The 19083-nt window shown below is 41.9% G+C and carries 19 protein-coding genes; 8 read left to right on the forward strand and 11 right to left on the reverse strand.

All coding sequences use genetic code 11. The annotated features are described in order from the left end of the window. Nucleotides 1-15: 15 nt before the first annotated feature. The 4 genes from E4K68_RS05385 to E4K68_RS05400 form a co-directional block, all read right to left on the reverse strand. On the reverse strand, nucleotides 16-1494 hold the full coding sequence (locus E4K68_RS05385) for a 4-hydroxyphenylacetate 3-hydroxylase N-terminal domain-containing protein (protein ID WP_135377891.1): 1479 nt from the start codon (nucleotides 1492-1494) through the stop codon (nucleotides 16-18). 347 nt (nucleotides 1495-1841) lie between these two features. After that, on the reverse strand, nucleotides 1842-3239 hold the full coding sequence (locus E4K68_RS05390) for a sigma 54-interacting transcriptional regulator (protein WP_135377893.1): 1398 nt from the start codon (nucleotides 3237-3239) through the stop codon (nucleotides 1842-1844). Between the two features lie 234 nt (nucleotides 3240-3473). Continuing rightward, complete coding sequence (locus E4K68_RS05395) at nucleotides 3474-3878, reverse strand: MaoC/PaaZ C-terminal domain-containing protein (protein WP_135377895.1); 405 nt, start codon at nucleotides 3876-3878, stop codon at nucleotides 3474-3476. Next, entirely contained in the window at nucleotides 3875-4273 is a 399-nt protein-coding gene (locus E4K68_RS05400) for a MaoC family dehydratase N-terminal domain-containing protein (RefSeq protein ID WP_135377897.1), read from the reverse strand. The genes E4K68_RS05395 and E4K68_RS05400 overlap by 4 nt, the downstream gene beginning before the upstream one ends. Before the next feature lie 343 nt (nucleotides 4274-4616). On the opposite strand from E4K68_RS05400, the gene E4K68_RS05405 reads away from it, so the two are divergent. Then, nucleotides 4617-5219 carry an NAD(P)H-dependent oxidoreductase gene (locus E4K68_RS05405; RefSeq protein ID WP_135377899.1) on the forward strand — a complete coding sequence of 201 codons (603 nt, stop codon included), beginning with the start codon at nucleotides 4617-4619 and terminating at the stop codon, nucleotides 5217-5219. A gap of 127 nt (nucleotides 5220-5346) precedes the next feature. Here E4K68_RS05405 and E4K68_RS05410 read toward each other — a convergent pair whose 3' ends face one another. Then, complete coding sequence (locus tag E4K68_RS05410; RefSeq protein ID WP_135377901.1) at nucleotides 5347-5532, reverse strand: hypothetical protein; 186 nt, start codon at nucleotides 5530-5532, stop codon at nucleotides 5347-5349. Nucleotides 5533-5775: 243 nt separating this feature from the next. Between E4K68_RS05410 and E4K68_RS05415 the strand changes: the two genes are divergently transcribed. The 5 genes from E4K68_RS05415 to E4K68_RS05435 all read left to right on the forward strand — a co-directional run bounded on the left by E4K68_RS05415 (nucleotide 5776) and on the right by E4K68_RS05435 (nucleotide 10872). Next, nucleotides 5776-7191 (forward strand): Na+/H+ antiporter NhaC family protein, encoded by a 1416-nt coding sequence (locus E4K68_RS05415; protein WP_135377903.1) that lies wholly within the window; start codon nucleotides 5776-5778, stop codon nucleotides 7189-7191. Between the two features lie 59 nt (nucleotides 7192-7250). Next, the gene (locus tag E4K68_RS05420; protein WP_135377905.1) at nucleotides 7251-7739 is read left to right on the forward strand and encodes a hypothetical protein; all 489 of its coding nucleotides are present in this window, start codon (nucleotides 7251-7253) and stop codon (nucleotides 7737-7739) included. A gap of 467 nt (nucleotides 7740-8206) precedes the next feature. After that, on the forward strand, nucleotides 8207-9469 hold the full coding sequence (locus tag E4K68_RS05425) for a multiheme c-type cytochrome (protein WP_135377907.1): 1263 nt from the start codon (nucleotides 8207-8209) through the stop codon (nucleotides 9467-9469). A gap of 12 nt (nucleotides 9470-9481) precedes the next feature. Then, a complete protein-coding gene (locus tag E4K68_RS05430; RefSeq protein WP_135377909.1) occupies nucleotides 9482-10321 on the forward strand; it encodes a hypothetical protein in 840 nt (279 codons plus the stop codon). A gap of 239 nt (nucleotides 10322-10560) precedes the next feature. Further along, nucleotides 10561-10872: a zinc-ribbon domain containing protein gene (locus E4K68_RS05435; protein ID WP_135377911.1), complete on the forward strand. Its 312-nt coding sequence runs from the start codon at nucleotides 10561-10563 to the stop codon at nucleotides 10870-10872. Nucleotides 10873-10953: 81 nt separating this feature from the next. On the opposite strand, the gene msrB is transcribed toward E4K68_RS05435, so the two are convergent. From msrB to E4K68_RS05455, 4 genes are all read right to left on the reverse strand, one after another. Beyond that, nucleotides 10954-11955 (reverse strand): peptide-methionine (R)-S-oxide reductase MsrB, encoded by a 1002-nt coding sequence (gene msrB / locus E4K68_RS05440; RefSeq protein WP_135377913.1) that lies wholly within the window; start codon nucleotides 11953-11955, stop codon nucleotides 10954-10956. Between the two features lie 295 nt (nucleotides 11956-12250). Next, a complete protein-coding gene (gene galE / locus E4K68_RS05445) occupies nucleotides 12251-13237 on the reverse strand; it encodes a UDP-glucose 4-epimerase GalE (RefSeq protein WP_135377915.1) in 987 nt (328 codons plus the stop codon). Between the two features lie 627 nt (nucleotides 13238-13864). Continuing rightward, nucleotides 13865-14707, reverse strand: a complete 843-nt coding sequence (locus E4K68_RS05450; protein WP_135377917.1) for a DegV family protein — start codon at nucleotides 14705-14707, stop codon at nucleotides 13865-13867. 243 nt (nucleotides 14708-14950) lie between these two features. Further along, a complete protein-coding gene (locus tag E4K68_RS05455; protein ID WP_135377919.1) occupies nucleotides 14951-15961 on the reverse strand; it encodes a hypothetical protein in 1011 nt (336 codons plus the stop codon). Between the two features lie 203 nt (nucleotides 15962-16164). Here E4K68_RS05455 and E4K68_RS05460 point away from each other — a divergent pair, with 203 nt between their 5' ends. Together E4K68_RS05460 and E4K68_RS05465 are read left to right on the forward strand one after the other, a co-directional pair. Next, nucleotides 16165-16908: a CAP domain-containing protein gene (locus E4K68_RS05460; protein ID WP_135377921.1), complete on the forward strand. Its 744-nt coding sequence runs from the start codon at nucleotides 16165-16167 to the stop codon at nucleotides 16906-16908. 32 nt (nucleotides 16909-16940) lie between these two features. Next, nucleotides 16941-17408 carry a redoxin domain-containing protein gene (locus E4K68_RS05465; RefSeq protein WP_135377923.1) on the forward strand — a complete coding sequence of 156 codons (468 nt, stop codon included), beginning with the start codon at nucleotides 16941-16943 and terminating at the stop codon, nucleotides 17406-17408. A 101-nt stretch (nucleotides 17409-17509) separates the two neighbouring features. Here E4K68_RS05465 and E4K68_RS05470 read toward each other — a convergent pair whose 3' ends face one another. Beyond that, the gene (locus tag E4K68_RS05470; protein WP_199241691.1) at nucleotides 17510-18499 is read right to left on the reverse strand and encodes a diguanylate cyclase; all 990 of its coding nucleotides are present in this window, start codon (nucleotides 18497-18499) and stop codon (nucleotides 17510-17512) included. After that, complete coding sequence (locus tag E4K68_RS05475; RefSeq protein WP_135377925.1) at nucleotides 18486-19079, reverse strand: chemotaxis protein CheB; 594 nt, start codon at nucleotides 19077-19079, stop codon at nucleotides 18486-18488. The genes E4K68_RS05470 and E4K68_RS05475 overlap by 14 nt, the downstream gene beginning before the upstream one ends. Nucleotides 19080-19083 lie beyond the last annotated feature (4 nt).

The raw sequence follows: 19083 nt of genomic DNA on the forward strand, positions 1-19083 counted from the left end.
CTCACTCCTAAAAGCTTATTTCTTTTTCGATCTAGGTTTCATTCCTGCGATAGCCCTTACAATGTCCTTCTTCGACTCCATATCGTACTGAGAGGTGATGGCGATCTGTTCCATAATTGGGGAACCGCCGCCATGATACGCTCCATAAAGCGTTGCTCCAGCGGAGCTAGAGAGGCCGAAATCAATAAAATTCATCCAAAACTTAATTTGTTCCTCGATCGGAATCTTCGGGTTTCGGTTCAGGTACTTCTCTAGTAGATTTTTGATATCGGGGTTGGTTAAGTCATTTTCATAAGGGAAGGTGGCTGGCATCCCTCCTGCAATATCGCACAGGATCTCTTGCTCATGGAACACGGCCTCACCCGTCAAGCATCTCCCGACATTAGCATAGATAGAGTTCGGGATATAGCTACCTGGGCCATACGGCACAACACCCATCCCTGGCACAAAGACTTCGGGTTTAGCGAGATCTGATGCTGTATAACCAGCTGCATATCCGAGTTCACCGGTCATAATTAACTTAGACAGCAATTCACGCACATGCGGCGTCTTTTCAATCCCATTGATTTCAGCTGCCAATGCACCCATACCGATAACATAGTCAAGCATGGCAGGTTTGCAACCAGAGTAGGAATGACGATGAAACAGGGCAAACAGCAAGGCCGCCATGCCACCGTGCTGTGTTTCCCCACACAGAAACACGCGTTCCCAGGGAATGAAACAGTCATCAAAAATGACATAAGAGTCTGTGTAGCCGTATTCTATACCCCTGTCATAGGTGTCGCGCTTACGATAATTGTGAAAATGGACGATTTGCTTTACCCCTTCATAGTCTGAAGGAACTGCGAAGGCCAATGCATAGGCTTCTTCGCCTTTTTGAAGTGCTCTGTTCGGCACTACCAGAATCTCGTCGGAGATCGAGGCTTCAGAAATATGAACCTTGCAGCCGCGGACAACGATGCCGTCACTCCGTTCTTCTACCACGTGCACATACATATCAGGGTCACCCTGCTCTGCTGGACGCTTCAAACGCTCGCCCTTGGCGTCAGTCTGCGCGCAACTTGCAACGAGGTCTTCTCGTTGGAATCGTTCTAGCCACTTAAGCCAGTTGTCATGGTATTTTGTTTTAGCCTTTGGGGACTTCTGGGCTTCATAAGACACTGCGTGGATCGCATTGGCAGCGTCGACTCCCATACACCGCTGGATACACTGTCCGACCTTGTTGACCATGAAGCGGGTCATATCTTGCTTCTTGTGCAAGTCTTCGACATTCTGGTGAATATGGTTGAAACGGTTGATGGTTTCCCCAGTAATGTGAGAGGTTGCTGTGCAAAGGTCTTTACTAGCAGGATCCCAGGCAGCGTCAAAGGTCAGGCCCATGACATTAATTGCACCTGCTTGAAGTTCATCTAGTCGATCGATCATTTGGCCATTAAAGTAAAGGTTACGATTCATCTTACCTAATCTCTCAATATATTGAGCCCTTGTTCTCATAGTCAATCTCCTTTTTTAAAAATTATAGTTAAAATATTCAGAAAACCATACCTACTTCTATATCGCAAATATTGTGCCAACTAATCAAATGATAAGAAACCCTACAGACTGGGAAGCCAGCCCACAAGGGACAAATTTATATGTATGGATTTAGACACAAGGCTACGTCCCCAAGACTTCATCAAAGTGCGTAAAGCGCACAATCGAAGTTTAAGAGTCAGTATTATTTTATCCCCATGTAACATGAAGATGATGAAACTAAAGAAGATGGCCCCTGCTGAATGCAAAACCATCTTCTAACTTCTCAATCCTATTTTAGTGTATATTTGTCCATTTTGTGGCACGTTCTATCCTATACCATACCGAAGTAATTTATCATAAAACACCCTTCTGGAAATCCCTAATGCTTTCATTGTCTTAGTTCGGTTATTATTATTTGCAACTAATGCTGACAAAATCAATTCCTTTTCCACCCTAGCAACAGTCTCCTTCACTGCGTAAGGTCTATCCTTAACACTTGAGTATTCGTCATTGTTAGGAATTACGCGAGCAGGTAAGTGTTGAATTTCAATGGTCTTGTTGCTACACACGATGCTTGCATGTTCTAGGACATTTTGTAATTCCCGAATGTTACCGGGCCAATCATACTCCAGGAAAAACCTTACGACTTGGGATGAGAGTTCCAGCTCATGACCCACTTCTCGAGCGAACTGATTTAGGAATGTTTTAGCCAGTGTCAGTAGATCATCTTTGCGCTCGCGCAACGGGGTTAGATTGAGAGGAACGATATTGAGCCGATAGTACAAGTCACGTCGAAACGTCCCTTTTTCGATCATGCTTTCTAGATCTCGGTTCGTGGCCGCGATAACCCGAATATCAACTTTGACAGTCTTGGTACCGCCTACCCGTTCAAATTCCTTTTCTTGCAACACTCGCAATAATTTAGCTTGCATAGTAAGACTCATATCCCCGATTTCATCTAAGAAAATAGTTCCGCTATGGGCAAGCTCAAACTTACCAAGTTTCCCCCCTTTTTTAGCCCCTGTAAACGCGCCGTCTTCATACCCGAACAGCTCACTCTCGATCAAATCCTCAGGTATGGCAGCACAATTCACTTTAATTAAGGGCTTATCCGTACGTCGGCTAGAATTATGAACGGCCCTGGCTAATACTTCTTTGCCAACACCACTTTCACCTAGGATCAACACCGTACTATTTGTTCGTGCAACCTTAGCCGCTAACAGTAAAGTTTCCTTAAGACGACTGTTTTGGCCCACATATTCTTTAAAGGACAGGGGAAGTTGTTCCGATTGCTCTAACTGTTCTTTTAAATAATCAGCGACGCCCTTTGTTTGCTGCAACTCACGGTTTAATTCGACTACTTCTGTTATGTTTTTGAACGTAGAAACACACCCAATGATTCTTTCACCATGGTATAAAGGAAATGAACTTCCTACCACATCGATACCTAGAGAATCTAAATAGTCTCCGCCTTTAGTGGGCTTACCCGTACGCAGTATCTCAATTGCCTCTGCTTCTGGTTCAATTTTATCCAGCCTGCGACCTAAAACCTTCGTTACTGGCACCCCTAAAATTCTCGCATAGGCCTCGTTAGCATAAACAATGGTCGTATTGGAATCTATAATAAGTACCACATCTTGAATATTATCGAGGATTTCGAATAACAGTTCTCGATCCCATCGCGGAAAATCGCTAGTAATAACAGCATGGGCTCCCGTACTCATGTTTATCCTCCATCTTTTATGTTACTTTTATAAACATTATACATGGGCGATGTAAATGAAGTAAAGGTGTTATTGAGTATTATTCTAAAAATTCTTAATATTATATTAAATCCTCCTTAATCTCAAGCAATACCCTTTATTTTAGGATATCTCTCTTACCTTAAGGAGGATCACTGCTTCATATTACGAGTGATCGGCTTTTGTAATCTATCGATTAAAGGTTGATCTGACATTTTAGCGTTTGATAGTTATGTGGGCTAAACCTGACAAAACTCTCTGTTTTTTCTCGTTACAGGCCTCAAGATCACAAACAATGACGTTTTCCGAACGCGCTCTTATAGAGCCGAGGAACTTGATCTTATCCCCAGGGCGAACAATCTGTTCGAATCGCACATTTAACTTACTAATTCCTCCCTCCTGACCAATCCACTCAGTGAGCATCCCAGCCATCTGAGCCATAGTTAACATTCCGTGAACGATCACACCCCCCAGGCCAGCTTGGCGTGCATAATCCTCATCAAGGTGAATCGGATTGAAATCTCCTGAAGCCTCAGCATACTGACGCACCTGTATGTGGCTCGGAACCCACTCTCGGATAGGAAGCTTATCAGAGACCTGATAGTCCAATAAACTCTTCATTCGCCTTCCCCCTTGCTTGGGGCAATCAATGTGGAACTGCTGGAAAACACCAAATCGCCCGACAAATCATAACCAGTCGTCTCGAGCACAACAAACGTAGTCTTGCCCTTCTTGCCGATGCGTTCATAGACATCCTTAATGCGCCGCTTATAGGCAAGGCTGTCTCCCACATGAAGCGGTTGATGATAGGTTATTTTCTGTTCTACGTGGATCATGCCGGGTATGAGCAATTCAAACCCGGGAATGTGAGCCTGAATCAACGTTCCTACATATGTCGCGGGCACCCGGTCATCAAACCGAATCCGAGTTGCGTCGGCATACCCACGCACTTCTTCTAGCTTCAACTTTATTACGACAGAATCACTCTCCTGACCAATTAATTCTTTCCCAATCATAAGCCACCGCCTTCCTCTTTATGTAGATCTCGAACTACGCAAAATTTCCCTTTTTTAGTTATCTCTCGAATTGTAAAATGCCTTGCCTATGAATAACATTGCAAAAAGCATGCCATTGAAAGTCCCTTCAAATGATTACTTTCCATTTAGAAATGTTTAGTTGGCCTATGCTATGGACCAGTCGATGTTACTTTGCAAATTAATTCTCTAAAGATATAATTTGGCATTGTGATTGCGGCCCGGCGTTGATCATGCATACCTATCAAACAATTTGCACACCTTAAATAACGATTAAATAACTGAAATAGTTACAACATTAATGTAGAAAGAAGGAAATTGAAACATGACCCAAAAATTACTATACGTTAAAGCCAATCCGAAAAACGATTCAGATTCACATACTTCAACCCTAGCCAATGTCTTTTTAAAAGAGTACCAACAACGCAATTCCAATTGCGAAATCATTACCTTAGATCTCTATAAAGAAGGCATTGAACCCTTAGATGCCGATATTTTGACAAAAATGTTTAGCGGCGAAGGAAATAAAGCCTATCAATATGCCCAACAATTCGCAAGCGTCGATAAATACGTCATCGCTGCCCCCATGTGGAACTTAAGCATTCCCGCTATCCTTAAGTCCTATATTGATTATGTATCGTATGTTGGCGTTTCCTTCAAATACACCGAAGCAGGTCCCATCGGGCTACTTTCAGATAAGCCCCGTAAAGCGATACATATTAGTTCTAGGGGCGGTATGTATAGCCAAGGACCTGCTAAAGAATTTGATCTAAGTGACAAATATATTAGAACCATTCTTGGTTTCTTTGGAATTAACGAAGTAGAATCCTTGTTCCTTGAACTAACAAACGTTTTACAAGGAGATGCTTTAAAACAAGCTATTGATAATAGTCATGAGGCCGCACGGAGCCTAGCAGCCCAGTTTTAAAAAACTATATTTCCAAATCTAGAATAGGACTAATAAATCCTAAACAGTCGCAATAAAATAGACACCCTGTTCAAACAGCGGGTGTCTATTTTTCGTCCTTTAAATAGTGGGGGACAAACTAGCATCTTTATTTCGACTTAGTTAACCGTGGCAAATCCCAAAATTCCTTCTTAAGCGGTACTTCATAGGTAATCTTAGTATATTGTTCTTTGTCATAAGTTTGACCCTTGAGAAGGTCAACTAGAAAACGCTCACCACTAACTTTGTGTTCAATAACAACCATGCGACTAGGATTACTCTGAGGTCTTTCCACAATAACTCTCCTATCTTTACTGACATTTTCAGTTTTTCTTCAATTCCTGTTAACCTGCCATTGTAAGTATTCGATTAAATACGAGGGATTCCTCTATCTTTAAAGGAATTTTAGATACGAATTATATTCACTACATATCATAGCCAATTTGGAGAGAAAATATATAAACTGGGTTCTGTAACCAGCTTCAGGTGCAGGTGGAGCCTTGATGCATAATACCACCAGAAAGCAGAGGCAACATACATGGATGGTTCTTGGGTTTCTCTCTTACCCTTTCTCATCGTGATTCCCATCGCGATTTTAACTAAGCAAGTACAACCGGGGTTATTCGCGGGCTTGCTCTTAGGGAGTTTTCTTAAACACCCCGATCTTTTGGGCGGAATTAAAACCCTGATTTCCTATATCGTCAGCAGCCTGATAGTAACCAACAACATCCGCATCATAATCTTTTTGTATGTTTTTGCTGGGCTCATTAATTTAACAAAGATGACCGGAGGGATAAAGGGATTTGTTGACCTTGTAGGGCACAAAGTAAAAACAAAACGTGCAGCTATGATGCTCATTTGGCTTTCAACGATCGGAACCTTTAGCAATCCCAACTTTCGAATTGTGACTATAGCACCCATTATGAAACTCTTAAAACGAAGATTACCTATTTCTTCGCAAAAGATAGGTTTCGTAATTGAAGTTACCTCAAATCCCGTCGTTGTACTTGTACCTGTGGCGACAGCCTTTGTCGGGTATATGGTGTCCATAATTGGGACCGCATTGCAAAGGATTGGAGTAAGTGATACACCCTACAGCATCTACATTAGAAGTATCCCATTTAACTTTTTCTCACTTGTCATATTAGCGATGGGTATTTACTATAGCTTCATTAGAGATTTTGAAAGCGAGGAACCACTTGTTGGTAGCCCCGATGCTCTACAGGAAGAAGAAGACCTCCAAAAGTGTCTCCGTGCCTATGAAAAGGAGACCCCGATCAAACCTTGGAACCTCATACTGCCACTCGGTGTCGTATTATTTTTGACTCTCTTTTTAAGCTGGTGGGATGGGCACACTAAAGCTAATAGTTTTTGGGACGCTTTTATCCAAGCGGATGCCCTTGGTGTCATGCTCGAGGCCTTGTTTATTACCTTGATCCTATCCTTCCTCTTATATTTTTTTCAACGCTTCAGTGTTGCTAAACTCGTGACCCACTTTATCAACGGTGGCAACGAATTGGTTTCCGTCATCCTTATGCTAACCTTCGTCTGGGCCTTATCCGCTGTTTCCGAGGATTTGGGATTTTCACACTTTATTTCCTCACATTTAATCCAGTGGATTCCGCCTGCTTTCATTGCGCCGGTTGTATTTTTATTGGGAAGCGCACTTTCCTACTTTATAGGTTCCTCTTGGGGAACTTGGGGCTTGTTGATGCCCCTCGGCGTAACGCTTGCACAGCAGACTGGAACTAGTATTCCACTAGTTATTGGGGCCATATTTGCCAGTGGTACGTTTGGAGCTTTTGCCTCCCCCTTGAGCGATAATACTGTAACACTCTGTGCAATTCTCGATCTACCAGCAATAGACTATGCCCGATCTAAGTTAAAACCATCCTTGATCGCAGCTGGCATATCAACACTTTTATTTGGGATCGCTTCGCTATTCTTGAAATAAAAAAAGAGGATTATGAGGCCACTCTATGGAACATAATTTTAAAATGCTCATAAAGCGAGGTGATCAAGATAGCCATCAGTATTCTAATAGGCATAGTCCCTTTAGTCCTTTTTGTATTGATCATAGGAAGTATCGCGGGAATCAAGAAAGGGAGCAGCAGAGAATCTTTAGAAAGAGGGAATGAAATGATTAAAACCATCTATGTTTATTTGATCCTTTTTGCCACATTAATGATGACGATTGGTGGTACTGTTGCTGCTTTTATGGCCGTGGCTGACATTGTTTCTCCACCTGGTAGTTACCAAAGTTTTGAACAATACAAAATGGCACCCCAGTATAAAGGAGAGATCCCCGCTACCCCTGCTAAAACAGAACAAGCTCTAAGCGAATCAGAATTGAAGAATCGATACAATCAAATGGTCGCTGACGAAAAATCGATGGCTAAGGAAAGAGCCGTTAATAGCCTTATCAAGAGCTTCGGTTGGATCGTCATACCACTTCCTATATTTCTGTATTTTCAAAGCAAAGTTCATAAACAACCGTTATAATTTGTTTTTGAACCGTCCCATATATCATTCATTCCTGTCCTATCCTGCTGCACTATTTCAGCGGGATTTTTATTTTTATTGATGTTTATAATCCTGGTCGGTATTTAACTGATTGTAAAAGCAAAGCAAACTTCGAAGGCACTTTCGGATGTTTCAGAAAATCAATAACCACTGTAAGCCTCATTTAAGCAGCTAACCCGATAGACTCTTAAGATTATACACCCACGAAGTGGCCCAAATCCTTGATGGAATTCGAAAATTAAGTAGGGCCTTAACGAGCTGGAAAACGATTTGTTAGAACCCAATAATTTTTGATTCATTTCGTGATATAAATCACATTATAGACAAGAAAATTAACTATAATGTTATAATAAGATGCTCTTTGGAGTTTATTCATAAATTTACCAAAACAACCAGAGGTATCTTAAAGAACGCAAATTATTTCGAAGGAGGAGGATCAGATCTCGATGCCGAAAACTCGACGTATGGTTACCATTTTGGGAATCGGTACAATCCTTATAGTTGCTTTACTGTTCTTGACCTATCATTTCGTCATTGGACCTAAAGGATTAAGTACTAGTTTACCCACGTTAAGCGCCGCAACCCAGGGAGAGAACAAAGCATGTGTTGAATGCCATCAGAAGGATAACCCAGGCATTGTCCAACAATATCATGACAGCAAGCACTCGGGTCGCGGAGTTCAGTGTCTTGATTGCCACAGGCCTGTCACAGGGCAAGAAACCCTTGCAAAAGAGCATTATAAAGTATCCCTAATTTCCGCACCAACTCCCAAAAACTGCGCTCAGTGCCACGAAAAGGTCGTGAATGAATTCGAGGCTAGTAACCATGCCGCAAAGTCCTGGTATTCTGTTGAAGGAGCGAAAAATTTCACCCCAGAAGAACTCGCCAAAAATCATTTGCTCGATGCAAAAGGGCAACCCATAAATGGGGGCAATGCTAATCCCGTATTCAATCTGATCGGTAAAGATGCCAGCGCCCAGTCCTGTGAGGTCTGTCATGCGATTGGCCAAAAAAACCGAGATGGAAGCTTTGGGGATTGTACTAAATGTCATCTACGACACACGTTTGAGGTGGCTCAAGCTCGTAAACCTGAAACGTGCGGCCAATGCCACTTAGGTCCCGATCATCCGCATATCGAAATCTACAATGAGTCAGCGCACGGTGCTTATTACCAAGCAAACAAAGAAAGCTATAAAATGGATGCTCCATCGGGAACTTTAACCGTCAAGGACTTCCCTGCACCTACTTGCGCCACCTGTCATATGTCTGCTTTTGGTAGTGTCAAGGGAACTCATAACGTAGGAGAACGACTCAAATGGAGCCTGCAACCTGAAATCGCCAAGGTCCGCGAAAACGGAGATAAGAACCGTGAAACACTTAACGCTATTTGCCTCAATTGTCATACCTCCTCCTTTATTAAGGATAATCAGGCTAAAGCGGAAATGAACATCAATCTTACGAATCAAAACGTCATGAAGGGTAAAGCAATTGTCGATGACCTACGCAATACAGGGTTGTTGGGGACTAAACCTTTGTCTGATCCGCTTGATTTCGTCTATTTCGAACTCTGGCACCACGAAGGTCGTAGGGCGCGCTACGGAGCTGTGATGGGCGCGGCAGACTACGTAAACTGGCATGGAATTTATGAGCAGAATAAAGCTTTGGTGGAGCTTCAAGCGAAAGCCGATGAACTGAAAGCGAAGCACTAGGGGGATTTGGATATGATAAATCGACTAAATCGACTAACCTTCGCTTCTTATAAAACATTCCTTTTGCTGGGATTCATGGGCTTAAACTTCCTCCTGACCGGTGTCGATGTCTTAATGGCCCATTCGCAAAATGATTTCTTTCGTTGGGAACTTATTCCCTTGATTTATAGTCCCCTCGCGGTTTTAGCGATTATTGCTCAGCTCGTGTTCAAGCCAAATGATGCCGTCAAGAGAATGTTCCAAACGGTGATGTGGATCGGTGTAATTGTCGGCGTCGCGGGCACCTTTTTTCATCTAACCGGGAATGCCACCTCAAGCAGGGAGAGTTTACACCACCTCCTCATTGAAGGCTCTCCCATAGCTGCCCCGATTGCCTTTGCAGGGATCTCTAGCTATGCTTTAGCTAGTCAGCACTACCAGGGGACAGCCCGACGTTCTAAATTGCTCATCCTCGTTGGACTCGGTTTCCTCGGTGCTGTGGTAGCAGCGTTTTTAGACCATGCACGCCTCGGTTTTGAACCAATTTATACACTGATTCCTCTGGTGACCGGAACGCTTGCCACAGTATCCTGTTTCTATATGGCTTATGGCCAGGGAAACCAGACTGAAACGTATATTTATTTGTCCATTTTGACACTTAATATGTTAGTGGGTTTATTAGGATTTGGGTTTCACGTGTTAGGCGATTTAGCGGGAACGCAGACAATTATCTTGGCAAGATTTTTGTATCGCAATCCTCTGCTTGGTCCACTCCTTTTCTGTAATCTTGCGCTCTTAGGTGCCTTAAGCTTGCTCCCTGAATCAGCAATGACATTTGACAAAGTACGTAATGCTAGACGTATGAACTTCTAAGAAAGAAACCCCCTACTTTTCCTAATGTCCATGTCACTAATCAAAGAAGATCCACCTTCAAAAAACAACTAAAATGTAGATTATCTTACGATCTCAATTCGCCGGATCTCAAATTCCGCTAGTGATAAAATGCTAAAACAGTGGTTATACTTAAAGTTGTCCAGTACACAGGAAGTATAGTATTATAACTACTCACCCTGTATTCTCGGATAATCCATAAAAGCAAAGAGGTGCAATGAATGTTTGACGACAAGATTTTAACATGTAGAGATTGTGGTCAGGAATTTGTCTTCTCCGCGTCGGAACAGGAATTCTTCGCGGAAAAAGGGTTTACAAATGAACCTGGACGGTGCCCACAATGTAGGGCAGCTAAAAAGGCACAAACGCGTAATTCTGGCGGTGGCTACAACAACAACCGTTCTGAACGCGAAATGTTTCCCGCAGTCTGCGCCACGTGCGGCAAAGAAACAACAGTTCCTTTTCGACCCTCTGGCGAAAAGCCCGTGTATTGCCGGGAATGCTTCCACCCTACTCCACGCAACAACTGGTAAACTATCAATTGGTGTAAACTAATCAATGAAACCCTCTCCGTTCAAGCTTGAACGGAGAGGGTTTCATCTTTAAATCTACCCTCAATGAAACAATTCAAGGTAATTTCCATAGCCCTCTTTTTCCAATTCCTCTTTTGGAACAAACCTCAGCGCAGCGGAATTGATACAATACCGCATGCCTGTAGGAATAGGGCCGTCATTAAAAACATGCCCGAGATGGGCCTCCGACTTAGTGCTAACAACTTCAGTCCTACTCATAAAGTTGCTCAAATCGAGCTTTTCTTGAACTCTCTCTGGCTTTAGAGGTTTTGTAAAACTAGGCCACCCACACCCAGAATCAAACTTATCCATTGAGCTGAAGAGAGGCTCTCCGGATATTATGTCAACGTAAATACCTTCTCTCTCATTATCCCAATATTCGTTTTGAAAGGCTAGTTCAGTGCCATGTTCTTGAGTGACTTCATATTGTAGCTGTGTTAATTTGGATTTTAATTCTATTTCTTTGTCTGTTTCTGGTTCTTCCCCTGTCTCCTCTTCTCCATCCTGGCCTTCGCTCCAATGCGCTCTAAGAAAAGCGTCACGACCTGACCTTTGACGATACGCGCCATATCTTAACGGGAATTTTTTATAGTATCCTTGGTGATATTCTTCAGCAGGATAGAACGCCCCAGCAGGAAGAATTTTAGTTACAATCGGTTCATTAAACCTCCCGCTTTTCTCTAGAATTTCCTTAGACTCTTGAGCCATCCTCATTTGTACCTCATTGTGATAAAAAATTACAGTTTGATAAGATCGACCTTGGTCAAAGAACTGACCATAAGAATTTGTCGGATCAATCTGACGCCAATAAATTTCTAACAATTTTTCATATGAAAATTGTTTAGGATCAAACGTAATCTGAACCGATTCATAATGTCCAGTCTCATCAGAACAGACGTCCTCATAACTCGGATTTTCAAGAGTCCCTCCAGTATATCCTGACACCACTTTGATAATGCCCGGTATCTTTTCAAAGGGTTTTACCATGCACCAGAAACAACCCCCTGCAAAGGTAGCGAGCTGGTTTTGTACATCATTTTCCATAATTCATTTTTCAGTCCTTCCTTAAGATACGTTGAAAAGAAGGTCGATTATCCCCCTTAAACTTTGCCAACAAATCTAATATACCACCAAACAATCCATTTAATTATTTTCCCCTATTTCTCGTTGTTCAATCAACAATATTGTAATCAGTTTCTAGAGACCGTATCTTAAGACGAAACAAGGCCAGAGCACTACTATTGCCCCAGCCTTGTAATCTAACCTTCAATATCCTGACTTTCTAAAATCATAATCTATTAACAATAGTTTTGATATCTAATTGGCAACAAAACTATTGTCATTTCATAAACCCTAAAGGATGATTCTTATGCCAGTTCCAAGCTGATTGAATGATCTGTCCCAAACTGTTGAATTGTGGTTTCCACCCTAACTCTTTCTGAGCCTTTTCAGAAGAAGCTATCAAAATAGCAGGATCACCCGCTCGCCGAGGGGCTACCTGTAAAGGGATTGGGTGACCCGTAATTTCTCTTGCCATTTCGACAACCTCTCTCACTGAAAACCCTTCACCATTACCCAGATTATAAACCGCACTATGCTGTGTACATCTGAGTTTCTCTAAGGCAAGCCAATGTGCGTTCGCCAAATCTGTGACATGCACATAATCACGGATACACGTCCCATCAAAAGTAGGATAATCATCTCCATAAATTGCTATAACTTCCCGCTGTCCCCCTGCTACTTGCAGAATAATTGGAATCAGATGGCTTTCCGGCTGATGGTCTTCCCCAATATGCCCGTCCACATGTGCTCCTGCGGCATTAAAATAACGTAATGCAACGTACTGAATTCCATAAGCTTTATCACACCATCTTAACATGTTCTCGATAGCGAGCTTGGTCTCTCCATAAGGATTTGTCGGTTCTTTGCGATCCGTCTCCTTAATTGGAATACTTTCCGGTTCCCCATAAGTCGCGGCTGTAGAAGAAAACACAATTTTCTTCACTCCATGCTTTACCATACCCATCATTAACCGCTGGGCAGTAATAAGATTGTTATCATAATATTTAAGCGGTTCTTGTACACTCTCCCCGACTAAGGAATCTGCAGCGAAATGGATAACCGCTTCGATGTCATGATTCGAAAATACTCGATCTAACAAGTCGGAATCACGAATATCTCCTTGGTAGAAGATCTTCGAAAGCACTGCATCACAATGCCCCTTTTCAAGGTTGTCTAATACAATAACCTCTTCTCCCTTGGCTATAAATTCTGCAACAGTATGGCTGCCAATATAGCCTGCCCCCCCCGTAACTAGTATCGTCATATTTTGTCTACCTCCCCTTGTATTTCGAGGGCTTCATCACCACTATGCCACGATAAATCGTCGATGTTAACCCAGACTTCGCGTGTTATCCCTATGTTCCAGGTATCTCCCTATTCTTCTACGCAGTTCTATTTAAACATAGCTCAACCAATTAACTTATTATATCTTGGTTGGCACAAACAACATAATAAATTCACTTATCATGGCCTAGCAACCCAATCAGCACAATTACTTTACCCTACGCAGATTAGTTTGTCTTTTTGCCTTTGATACAGGAGTCGCTTTAGTTGCCTTTGGTTTTGGTCTCTCCTGTAACTTAACACGCTGGCGTCCTGACCAATAACCAAATAACACTATTATTCCCAAAGCAATCAACAATGTGACGTATCCCACTTTCACTCACCCTTTCAGCCTTTACCGCTAGTCCTCGATTCAATTGCCCCTTGCGTTACCTTTTGTAATTCTACATACATTTGTTGCTAGTCAAGTACCCTTCTTCTAATTATATTACCAAAGATTCTATCTTACTATTAACCGAATCATATTATTGCCAAATCATAAGAACGTTTCGGAAACGGACTATGAAAAAGCACTCTTAGGGCTTTCATGTCCCAAGAGTGCTAAGATTTACTCAAACTGAATGGCGGCTCCTACCGTTCCTGGTCCAGTATGGACACCAATGACTGATCCCACCTGAGTAAAGACCGTTGTTTTAAGTTCAAAGGCATTTTCCAAGGCTTCCATGAGGTATATTCCAGCTTGTTGTGCAGCACCATGAGCTACTGCCAACCGGGTTGGTTTCCTTCCCTTTGTCAATTCCTCAAAAATACGAACAACACTCTCTAAGGCCTTCTTCTGACTGTGAGCTTTTCCATAGGTGTGATAGACTCCGTCATCTCCTACCCTGATAATGGGCTTAATATTCAAGAGCGACCCCATAAAACCTTGAACCCTTCCGATTCGCCCCCCTTTTTGCAGATAGTCCAACGTATTTAAGGTGAACAGTGTCTCAATGTTTTTCCTCGCTTTTAACAGATTATCAAGAATCCTTGCAGTTTCCTGACCCTCTTTGATATTCCTGGCAGCCTCCATCATCATTAAGCCCATACCCAAACTAATCGTCTTCGAGTCTACAAGGTGGATTTTCTCCTTAAATTTTTCTTTTGCCAGATTGGCAACGTTAAAAGTACCACTCAAGGCAGAAGATATATGTACAGATATAACCTCTTGATATTCCTCCAGCAACTGACTGTATAAGCGACCGAACTCTTCAGGGGAGGGTTGTGACGTCTTGGGAAGTTCCTCTTCCTTCGTCAAACGCTGATAGAATTCTTCACTGGTAAGCTCTTCGTCTGAATACTCCTGTTCGCCGAATCTCACCTTCAAAGGAATAATATGAATATCACACTTTTTTATAACTTCTTCTGTTAGGTCAGCCGTGCTGTCTGTTACTAGGGCAATTCTTTTCATCTGAAACCCTCCGTTAAATCACTTAGCATCTAGGATATTTGACTTCCCATACTTTCATCATTCGGTGATATTCAATGAATTCCTCCAACTAAAAAACATTCTTTAGAAAACAAGGCTGAGAGCATTGCTTCCAGTCTTGTCTGTTTACTTCTATATTTATTTACGAATGAAAATACACCTCACACGTTTATTCGCTTTGTCTTGATAATTTCCTTTAGATATTTAAATGAATTCGAATAATTTTTAACGCAAACAAAGCTTTCGAGATATTTCTTTCAATAGTGTAAAGGAGTGATTGATACTTAGCGTTCCATCGCCATTAATAAGACAGCAACGAGATGGGGCTAACCAGGAACGATCAAATATTAGATCATCATCGATGCCATGTTGATTAAGAAACTTCCATAATTCAAGTAGACGAGTAGTTAATGATTCGACAGTCTCACAACTTAATTCACTGGTCAAGGTGGGAGTGATTCCCCAAGATATTATTTTTCCTCGTCGTAAAAACTCTTTCACTTCGTCAACATAACGAACCAAAATGTGTCCCCAACTAAAGGCATCCACGGAGAGAATATCAAGATCAGCGTTTAAAAGAAATGCCCAATCAGGATTACCACATAAATGCACACCCTTAGGACCAGGGAGTTTAGACAAGAAAGCCCCATATTCCACTTGAGCAACTTCAGATGTGTAGGCGCTGAACGAGTTAAAGATCATTTCTAACCCTGGTTCATCGAGCCAAACAAAGGGATTAGGGTGAACTCTTTTTAATTGATTGTATTGCCAGGTTATCTTGTGATGAAGGAAATCATAAAGAATTTCACGAACAAAATCGTTATAAATCATGGGCTTTCGTTCTTCGTCGCATATTTTGAGTCCAAAACTAATGGGACCTACCGTCTGTCCATGAATTAATCTGTAAGAGGACAGGTCTTGTGTCAAAAATGTATTAAAAACTGCAGAAGATTCTTCAGACAACGCAAAGTATTCCGGTATAACGCTCGCTTGAAGATAATCATCAAGTTCCTGTGCGAAACGATCATGGGAGAACCGCAGAATTTCCTTTTCTTCGTCCATGATTATTCCAGGAAAATGTTCGGCAAATTGCGCATACATATCTTCTCTGTATCGTAGCCGAGGTAATTGAGGCCAAAAGGGAATATCTAAATCCAAGGCTAATTTTTGAGCTTCTTGCAAATTCCTGTGCGGCAAAATACCCATAGCCGTGGTTAAAGCTTGACCTGGTAGCATGGATGTAACCTCCTCTTTATCCTATCTGAATAATTAATTAATTCACTCTATTATATCTGATTGCCATCAAACTTATCGTGACTTAACTCACAAATAAAAAGATTAGGCTAACCTTAGGATTTTTTCCTTTTTTTAACACGATTAAAGAAAGTCAGATTCCGTAGAATAGTAATTGTAAATAAACTCTAAAAAGGGGATCAAAGATGAAACAATGCAACTTAGTATTCCGAATTCTTCTTATAACCATTCTCATATTAACAACTTCGCCCGTTCTCCTTAATGCTCAAACCCAATTTAGCCGTACCAATGTACCCGGACAAATCACGATTACAGCCTCCTCGGCCAATGTGAGGTCTGGCCCCAGTACTACATTTCTTAAGGTTGGTATAGTATACCAAGGTCAAATTATTGAATGTATCGGCAAACTTGGTGGATGGTGGGTCGTTCATTTGCAAAGTGACGTTGTGGGGGCGATTTCTGCAGACCTCGCCAAGGCCTACTATCCGCCGAATACCACTCCTACTACACCTGCTCCCGTTCCAACACCTTCTACAACTGTCCAACTTTCTGCCGATCAGCAACATATGCTTGACCTGATTAATCAAGAACGATCAAAAGCAGGGGTAAGCCTACTTAAAATTGACTCCCAACTACAAAAGATGGCTCAGGTAAAATCGGACGAGATGGTTGCAAAATCATACTTCAGCCATACTTCACCGACTTATGGCTCTCCTTTTGAAATGATGAAAACGTTTGGAATTAGCTATACTTCAGCTGGTGAGAATATAGCCGGAAACTCGTCGGTAGATGCAGCACATGCAGCCCTGATGAACAGCCCTGATCACAAAGCGAATCTTCTTAACCCCTCGTTTAGTTACGTAGGTATCGGGATAACCGCCAGTCCAACTTACGGAAAAATGTTTGCTCAAGACTTTATAGGACGTTAGCGGTAATTGATAAATCTCACTGGAGGTATAAAATGGAAAACCCCATTTTGGTAGGAGCTACTGCCCCTGTTTTCAATCTAATGGATAACCGAGGTAAAATGGTTAGCTTAAACGACTATAAAGGCAAAAAAGTATTACTTTCTTGGCACCCTTTAGCTTTTACCCCCGTTTGCACTGAACAGATGAAATCATTAGAGGCTAATTATGCACAGTTTGAAGAACTTAATACAATCCCCCTAGGTTTCAGCGTTGATCCAGTTCCTTCAAAAAATGCATGGGCAAAAGAACTCCAAATTTCCAACCTAAAATTGCCCTCCGATTTCTGGCCGCATGGGGCAGTTGCTAAGGCCTATGGCCTGTTTCGTGAGCTGGAGGGATTTTCAGAACGGGCGAACATTGTTGTTGATGAAAAGGGCAAAGTGATGTGGATAAAGGTTTATAATATGCCTGACCTCCCAGACATCGAAGAGGTAATTCAAGTCTTAAAAAAGTCTATCTAATAAACGGATAATATTCATTTCTATTTATTTAGGAACGGGTCCGGATAGAATCCAGACCCGTTCCTTCTTCTTTGTCGGTATGACCAATCTAACCAGTAGCCTTAAAATGATGCTACAAATACTCTGTTTCTTCCTAGTTGTTTTGCTTGATAAAGGGCATTATCAACGGTCTGGATTAACTCTAATATTGTATCTGCTTGCTGAGGAATTATATCAGTAATACCCAAACTAATCGTAACACAAGATGCGACCATAGAATGTTCGTGTGTTATGGCTAAGTGCTCAATATTTCTCCTCATTCTCTCAGCAACCAATAACGCGCCTATCTTGTCCGTATTAGGTAAGACAGCAATAAACTCCTCGCCACCATACCGTGCAACAAAATCGATAGGTCTTTTAATGCTTGTAACTAACGTCTTCGCCACAAGTCTTAAACAATCATCTCCTTTAAGGTGTCCATAGTTATCATTGAAGGCCTTAAAATAATCGATATCGGCCATGACCAACGCTAACGTTTGTTGTTCTCTCATGGAATTCTTCCAACTCATCTCAATAAACTGATCGAAGCTACGCCGGTTTGGAATTCCTGTCAAACCGTCTAAGGTTGACAGATTCTCCAGATGAAAGTTAGTTTCTTTTAGTTCCAGTAATTCCTTCACCTTAGCCTCCAGTACTTCAGCCTGTGTTTTCAACATCCTTTTTTGTTTATAGAGTTCTAAAAAGACCTTGACTTTACTTTTAAGGACAATCGCTTCTATAGGTTTAAAGAGATAATCGACCGCTCCTACCTCATATCCCTTGAAGATACACCGTTGATCTTTACTGATCGCCGTAACAAAGATAATTGGAATAAATTTAGTTCGTTCACTCCCTCTCATAAGCTCGGCGGTTTCAAAGCCATCCATTTCGGGCATTTGAACATCAAGAAGCACCAGGGCAAATTCATGTTCCAGCGTTAAACCCAACGCTTCGTTTCCAGACATCGCTCTGATAATGTTACATTCGAGCTCTTCAAGAATGCCCTCTAAAACAAGAAGATTCCCTAAATTGTCATCAACAATTAGTATCTTAATCTCTTCATTTATTACCACGTCTGTCCCCACTTTTTTCTTGAATTATTTTATTAAGGAATGGCCCGATCTGTTCCAGCGATACAATATGATCCACCTTTGTTGCTCGTAGAGCCGCCCTAGGCATTGTGTCAGCCTGGGCGGTAATCGGATCTTGAACAATGGTCAACCCACAACACTCTTTAATTCTTTTCAGGCCTTTGCTTCCATCATTATTCGCCCCAGTTAGGACAAGTCCGATCAATCCTTTGTTATATGCCTCGGCAGCAGATTCAAAAAGCACATCGATCGATGGACGAGCATAACTGACGCGTGCTTCAACCGAAAGGGAAATTGATCCATCTTTTTCTACGAGAAGATGATAATTAGGCGGTGCAATATAAACATGCCCTGCAATTGCTTTTTCCTTTTCCTCGGCTTCTTTCACCGAAACCTTACAGGCATTGTCAAGAAACTTGGCTAGATAGTTGTCTGAATGAGAGCTTGTATGCTGAACAACTAAGATAGGTACTGAGAAATTCTTTGGTAATACTTCCAGAATAATTTTTAGAGCGTCCATCCCTCCTGTAGAAGAACCGATCACAACTGCCTGATAACCCAAATTC

Source organism: Desulfosporosinus sp. Sb-LF, from assembly GCF_004766055.1.
Taxonomy (GTDB): domain Bacteria; phylum Bacillota; class Desulfitobacteriia; order Desulfitobacteriales; family Desulfitobacteriaceae; genus Desulfosporosinus.

Excerpts from the sequence above, each read along its gene's own strand:
- E4K68_RS05455 (WP_135377919.1), bottom strand. The coding sequence starts at position 15,961 with ATGCTACCAGGTCAAGCTTTAACCACGGCTATGGGTATTTTGCCGCAC.
- galE (WP_135377915.1), bottom strand. The coding sequence starts at position 13,237 with ATGACGATACTAGTTACGGGGGGGGCAGGCTATATTGGCAGCCATACT.
- E4K68_RS05460 (WP_135377921.1), top strand. The coding sequence starts at position 16,165 with ATGAAACAATGCAACTTAGTATTCCGAATTCTTCTTATAACCATTCTC.
- E4K68_RS05390 (WP_135377893.1), bottom strand. The coding sequence starts at position 3,239 with ATGAGTACGGGAGCCCATGCTGTTATTACTAGCGATTTTCCGCGATGG.
- E4K68_RS05415 (WP_135377903.1), top strand. The coding sequence starts at position 5,776 with ATGGATGGTTCTTGGGTTTCTCTCTTACCCTTTCTCATCGTGATTCCC.
- E4K68_RS05385 (WP_135377891.1), bottom strand. The coding sequence starts at position 1,494 with ATGAGAACAAGGGCTCAATATATTGAGAGATTAGGTAAGATGAATCGT.
- E4K68_RS05395 (WP_135377895.1), bottom strand. The coding sequence starts at position 3,878 with ATGAAGAGTTTATTGGACTATCAGGTCTCTGATAAGCTTCCTATCCGA.
- E4K68_RS05450 (WP_135377917.1), bottom strand. The coding sequence starts at position 14,707 with ATGAAAAGAATTGCCCTAGTAACAGACAGCACGGCTGACCTAACAGAA.
- msrB (WP_135377913.1), bottom strand. The coding sequence starts at position 11,955 with ATGGAAAATGATGTACAAAACCAGCTCGCTACCTTTGCAGGGGGTTGT.
- E4K68_RS05425 (WP_135377907.1), top strand. The coding sequence starts at position 8,207 with ATGCCGAAAACTCGACGTATGGTTACCATTTTGGGAATCGGTACAATC.
- E4K68_RS05400 (WP_135377897.1), bottom strand. The coding sequence starts at position 4,273 with ATGATTGGGAAAGAATTAATTGGTCAGGAGAGTGATTCTGTCGTAATA.
- E4K68_RS05405 (WP_135377899.1), top strand. The coding sequence starts at position 4,617 with ATGACCCAAAAATTACTATACGTTAAAGCCAATCCGAAAAACGATTCA.
- E4K68_RS05465 (WP_135377923.1), top strand. The coding sequence starts at position 16,941 with ATGGAAAACCCCATTTTGGTAGGAGCTACTGCCCCTGTTTTCAATCTA.
- E4K68_RS05435 (WP_135377911.1), top strand. The coding sequence starts at position 10,561 with ATGTTTGACGACAAGATTTTAACATGTAGAGATTGTGGTCAGGAATTT.
- E4K68_RS05430 (WP_135377909.1), top strand. The coding sequence starts at position 9,482 with ATGATAAATCGACTAAATCGACTAACCTTCGCTTCTTATAAAACATTC.